Genomic DNA, 5,725 nt, shown 5'->3' with positions numbered 1-5,725 from the left:
CTGTGGTGCCGATCCTGGCCCTGGAACTGAAGCCGCTGCGCGTCAATGTCGTGGCGCCGGGCGTCATCGACACGCCCTGGTGGGATTTTCTGGCCGAAGAGCAGAGGCAAACGATCTTTGCCGACTATGCCGGCAAGACCCCGGTCGGCCGCGTCGGTCGGGCCGAAGACGTGGCCGACGCAATCGCCTTCCTCGTCTCCAGCGGCTTCATGACCGGCCAGGTGCTGACCTGCGATGGCGGCCTGAGATTTGCGGCATAGGAACAGCGACTATCGGGCTCCGACGGGACCTTAATTGGCCTTCTTTGGAACGCGGTCGTTCTCGTCCGCGGGCCTGTCGCCTGCCGGTTTTGCCGAAACAGGCTTTTCCGGCACATGGGAATAGTCAGATGTATCCGCCCCATACATCTTGTTGTCGATCGCCTCTTGCCAGCTGTAGTCCGCGTCGGACGGTGAAACGTCGGCGATCTCATGGCGGGAGGAGCGAGCGTGAAGCCAGTTCGGGGTGATCTCTCGAACCAATTGTGCAAAGCGTCCCATCGAAACCGTTCCTTTCCTTGTCCTTTCCAGGAGGCGCGATCACGGTTGCGTCGGCTGCACCTAGAGTTGACCTCTCAGCCAGGCCAGCGTCTCGGCAACGCCGGCCAGCCCGTACTGCGCGGTGGTTTGCGCCGGTGGTTTGACCCGTATCGATATGCCGCCGGCATCATTGATCGTTTCGAAGCCGTTTTCGTCCGACGTGTCGTCGCCCAGGAAGACCGGGCGGCGACCTGCGAATGGCGCAATCTCCATGAAACGCCGAATCGCGGCACCCTTGGCCGCCTCCAGCGGCAGCAATTCCACGCCGGCGTTGCCGGCAACCACCCGGTAGCCCTTTGGCAAACCGGCCAGCGCCTGCTCGACAAGCTGCGTCGCGCGCGGAAGCAGATGCGGGGCGGCGCGCGTGTGGATGGCCAGCACCCGTCCCTTGCGCTCGATATACGCCCCACGACCGAGCTCGGCCTCGATCTCGTCGGCAAGGGCTGCGATATCCGCCGGCTCGTCCGCGATTTCGACGTCGTCGTCCGGCAGGAGCCGATGTTCCAGGCCATAGAGCCCGGCGGCTCGCAGTTTCAAAGGCTGAAACAGATGGTCGACGGCCGCAACGGACCGGCCCGTGATGAACGCCAATGCCCCGTTCAGCTTGCGGTCCAGGCCTTGCAGCAAGGAGCGAAGCTCGTCGCTGACCGAGACTGCGTCCGGGTGCTCGGCATGTTCCAGCAACGTGCCGTCGATGTCGAGGAACAATGCCCATTCGCCGGCCAGCACAGGCTGCGGTTTCTCCATGACGGCCTGCGGCTTTTGCAGGGTCTCGCCGATCATCTTCTGCAGCGTATCGCTCATGACATCGCCATCCGTCTGCGCTCAAAGATGGAGACGACATTGTCGACGCTGGGCGGCGGGTCGCCGGCGGCACCGGTTACCCGATCGAGGTCTCCGCGCTTACGCAAACGCGCCGCATCCAGAAGCATGCTGCCGGCCCAGCGATAGACGTTGTTGTTGCGGATCGTCTCGCGCATGGGTCGCATGCGCTCGCGCTGTTCTTCGGGCGCCATGGTCAATGCCTGCAACAGCGCTCCGCTCATCATGGCGGCATCGTAAGGGTTGACGATCAGCGCCTCCAGCAATTCGCGCGAGGCGCCGGCGAATGTGCTGAGCATCAAAACACCCTGCTCGTCGTCGCGCGCGGCGACGAATTCCTTTGCGACGAGGTTCATGCCGTCATGCAGGCTGGTGACCATGCATATGTCGGCGGCCCGATAGATCTCGTAAACCTGTTCCTGCGAGTGATGTTCGGCCACCATGATCACCGGCCTGTAGCCCTCGCTGCCATAACGCCGGTTGAGCTCTTCGGCATAACGGTGGCACTCGTCATGGAGCAATTTGTAGGCCGGCAGCGTGCCGCGGCTGGGTGCCGCGACCTGCAGGAAGACAAGTTTTCCGATCCATTCAGGCTGTCGCTTGAACAATTCGTTCAAAGCGTGAAACCGATCAAGAATGCCCTTGGTGTAATCGAGGCGCTCGACCCCGACGGCCAGCTTCACATCCGCTTTGAGACCGAACCTCTCGCGCATGCGAGCGCGGCAATCGTCGACATCGGGAAGTTTCGCCAGCAGGTCCGCCGGCCATTCTATCGAGATGGGATAGGCGTGCACCAATGTGGTCCGTCCGCCGTAGGAGATGGCCGCATCGGCCCGCTCGATGCGGCTTTCCAGGAAGCGATCGACGCTTTCGGTGAAATTGTTGGCGTGGAACTGGGTGTGGAAGCCGATGATCGAACTGCCGAGCAGCCCCTCGAGGATGCGTTCGCGCCAAGGACAGATGCTGTACACTTCCGAATTCGGCCACGGGATGTGCCAGAAAGTGATGACGATCGCCTCCGGCAGGCGCTCGCGGATCATGCGCGGCAGCAGCGCGAAATGGTAGTCCTGGACCAGCACGATCGGCCGCTCGTTGCGGGCCTCGGCAACCACCGTATCGGCAAACTTCCGGTTGACGGCTTCATAGGCAGCCCAGTCGGAGGCGCGAAAAATCGGCCGGGTGAAGGCGATATGGCAAAGTGGCCAAAGGCCCTCATTGGCGAAACCGAGATAATAGCCCTGATGCTCTTCCTCCGTCAGCCAGACCCGGCGCAACGTGTAGGACGGGTTGCCAGGCGGCACCTGCACACGATCGTGGTCGTCGACGGTGAGGCGGTCCGCCGTTCCGCCGCCATAGGCGATCCAGGTGCCGGCACAGGCGCGGGTAATGGGCTCGAGCGCCGACACCAGTCCGCTGGCCGGGACGAGCAACTCGACGCCGTCGCCCTTCACATTGTGGATGTACGGTTCGCGATTGGACACCACGATGACCTGCGCATCGGGCAGATCGTCGGCCAGGATCTTGCGCAATGTTTCGGGCGACCAGGTCACCAGCGCGGCATCGGCCGATTGGCCATTCTTTTCGAACTCCCGTATCACCTTGCGCGCGGCTTCCGCGGCCACATCTTCGCCTGCCGTATGTGCGACCGCGGGTGGATGACGGCGACGGTGCCGCGATATGGAGAGGAAAACGGCAAGAGCGGAAAAACCGAGGCTCGCGAAGATCAGAACCCAGAGCAGGTCCGCACCGTAGTTTGTCATTGAATGTCAACTCACCCCGGCCGTCGGCGACCGTTTGTTCGTGTTTTCCATTTGAAACGGTCCGCCGACCACGTGGTCAGCGTTCGGACCTGTATTTTTGCAACGCACAAAGCTCGGATCGGTTCCGCCAATTTTGTTCGGATCATGTCCTTACGATGAGCGGCACCAGCCCTTCATGGCGGTCGGCAAGGAAAGCGACGACCCGGTCACCGACGCGCTGGAAGGTGAGATCGACGACCCGGTCGCCGACGCCCAGGTGCCGCAGTGTCAGCGTGTCGATGCCGATCGGCAGTCTCGGGCGGGTGACGCGGATTTCGCCATCCCAGCCGTCGATCTCCAGGCCAAGGCAGGCCTGCATCAGCATGAAGGCGGATCCCGCCGACCACGCTTGCGGCAGGCAAGCGACGGGATAGGCGATGGGTGCTTCGCCCGGCGCGCGTGTAAACCCGCAGAACAGTTCGGGCAGCCGCATGTTGAAATGGACCGCGGATTCGAATGTGCCGCTCATCAGGCGAACCACGCTTTCACGCTCGCCATAATGCGCCAGGCCGGCACCGCATATGGCGGTGTCGTGCGGCCAGATCGAGCCATTGTGGTACGACATCGGGTTAAAGAACACCGCATCGTCGGCAAGCGTCCTCAGCCCCCAGCCGGAATGGAAGGAGGCGGAAAGCAGCTGGTCGGCGACCATCTGGGCCCGCGCCGGCTCAGGCAATCCGACAAAGAGCAGATGCCCGGCATTCGAGGTCCGCACCTTGCAGGGCTCGCCGGCACCGTCGATCGCAAGGGCATAGAAGCCGAGATCGTCAAGCCAGAAATCGCGTTCCACCGCCACCCGCATCGCCTCGGCGCGGTCCTCCCAGTGATCGGCTTTGTCGTCCTCGCCACGGCGGCGGGCAAGCTTGGCCAGCCCGCGGAAGGCGGCAAAGACATAGCCCTGCACTTCGACCAGGGCTATCGGGCCCTTGGGAATGCGGCCATCGGCATGGAAGACCGAATCGAAACTGTCCTTCCATCCCTGGTTTGCGAGGCCGGACTCGGCCGCTCGCTGGTAAGTCACGAATCCGGTCTCCCGGCCCGCCTCCTCCGTCCATTCGGCCGCCGCGCACAGCGAAGGCCACAGGCCGTCGATGAATGCCATGTCACCGGTACGATCGGCGTAGGCGCAAGCAAGATAGATGTAGAGCGGTGTCGTATCGACGCCACCGTAGTAGCGGCCGAAGGGAAGCTCCCGCAGCGCCACCATTTCGCCTTTGCGGGTCTCGTGCATGATCTTGCCCGGCTGCGAATCGCTGAACGGCGATGTCTCGGTCGCCTGATGCTGGGCCAGAAAGGCCAACACGCCCCGCGCCAGCCCGGGATTGAGCCACAGCATCTGCAGCGCCGAGATGACGCCGTCACGACCGAACGCCGTCGAGAACCAGGGGATGCCGGCATAGGGATAGGGGCCGGTCGCCAGTTCGGTGGTCAGCAGCGCGACATCGGCGCGGGCGCGCTCGACCCAATCGTTGAAGACACGGCCCGAGCTGCGCACCGTCGCGCCATGGCGACGTTTGGCCCGCATGCCAAAGCGGGCGCGTGCGGCAGCGGCGCGGAACCGGTCGCGGTCGGGCTTGTCGGCCACCTCGGGACCGACCTCGACATAGAGCACCTTCCTGCTGCGCTTGGTCACGGCGATCAGGAAATCGGCACGGTTGGCTGTCAGTTGGTCCGGCGCCTGCGAGAACGATATCGCAGAGAGGCGGGCCAGGCCATCGAGCCCGTCATAGCGCAGCAGGACCGACGTCGCGTCTGTTTCGGCGGCATGGGCCAGCCCGCGCTTCAGCCGTGTCGAGCCACGCACTTCGAACATGTCGCGGAAATCGGCGGAATAGTGCAGGGAAACGTTGATCGTCGAATGTTCCCGGCTGTAATTGGAAAGCGTGATGCGTTCGAACAGCCTGTCCTGCCAGAGCAGCCTGACGCGTTCGATGTGGATGGCTCCCTGCGGGATGTCGCGTCCGCCGGCGCTCTGTATCGGCAGATTGGTCAAATTGGTGGTGAACAGCACATTGTCCTGGCTGAGCGAGGCGCCGAGCAGCGATGTCTGCCTGCCGCCGACGGTCAGCCGGAACTCGGAAAGAACCCGTGTGTCGTCGCGAAAGAAACCGTCGCCGGCTCCACGTATGTCGCCATAGGCGTCGGCAACCGCGAAGCAATCGCCCTGTTTGAGCGCAAACAGCCGATGCGGCTCGCGAGGTGCGGTGGCGTCGAGCGATGCAAGCGCAACCGCAGGATCGAGCTGGCGCTCATCGAGTTGGGCCATTCGTCAAAGATCCCTGTTGTTTCGTTGCCGTGGCTCGAGCACGTCGCTGCTCAAGACGCCTTCGCCGCGCTCGGGACGCCGATCAGGCCCGCATAGGCGGCCAGATAGTCGCCGGCCATTCTTCGAGCGGAAAAACGCTTTTCAAAAACGGCCCTCACCTTGCGCCTGTCGAGCTGCAGCAAAGCAGGCACCGCGGCGACCGCTCCATCCAGCGTGTCAGCGATGAAACCGGTCACGCCTTGATCGATGATCTCGGGCAG

5 protein-coding genes and 1 pseudogene are annotated in these 5,725 nt (G+C 63.3%); 1 reads left to right on the top strand and 5 read right to left on the bottom strand.

All coding sequences use genetic code 11. The features are described from left to right. Positions 1-260, top strand: a 260-nt coding sequence (locus tag EN939_RS18400; protein ID WP_127269147.1) for an SDR family oxidoreductase, incomplete at its 5' end; no start/stop codon positions are given. Between the two features lie 30 nt (positions 261-290). Here EN939_RS18400 and EN939_RS18395 read toward each other — a convergent pair. The 5 genes and pseudogenes from EN939_RS18395 to EN939_RS18375 all read right to left on the bottom strand — a co-directional run. After that, positions 291-539: a hypothetical protein gene (locus EN939_RS18395; RefSeq protein WP_127269146.1), complete on the bottom strand. Its 249-nt coding sequence runs from the start codon at positions 537-539 to the stop codon at positions 291-293. A 60-nt stretch (positions 540-599) separates the two neighbouring features. Beyond that, positions 600-1,325, bottom strand: coding sequence for a trehalose-phosphatase (otsB, locus tag EN939_RS18390; protein ID WP_164749458.1), 726 nt, complete (start codon positions 1,323-1,325; stop codon positions 600-602). Positions 1,326-1,378: 53 nt separating this feature from the next. Beyond that, positions 1,379-3,160 (bottom strand): alpha,alpha-trehalose-phosphate synthase (UDP-forming), encoded by a 1,782-nt coding sequence (locus EN939_RS18385; RefSeq protein WP_127269144.1) that lies wholly within the window; start codon positions 3,158-3,160, stop codon positions 1,379-1,381. Positions 3,161-3,302: 142 nt separating this feature from the next. Further along, positions 3,303-5,465, bottom strand: coding sequence for an amylo-alpha-1,6-glucosidase (locus EN939_RS18380; RefSeq protein ID WP_127269143.1), 2,163 nt, complete (start codon positions 5,463-5,465; stop codon positions 3,303-3,305). A 50-nt stretch (positions 5,466-5,515) separates the two neighbouring features. Then, positions 5,516-5,725 (bottom strand): annotated as a pseudogene (locus tag EN939_RS18375) (glycosyltransferase family 4 protein); the annotation flags it as partial.

It is taken from the genome of Mesorhizobium sp. M7A.F.Ca.CA.002.05.1.1 (assembly GCF_003998335.1).
In the GTDB taxonomy this organism is placed as follows: Bacteria; Pseudomonadota; Alphaproteobacteria; order Rhizobiales; family Rhizobiaceae; genus Mesorhizobium.
Note: the sequence above shows the minus strand (reverse complement) of the source record. Positions and strands in the feature narration are given on the sequence as shown.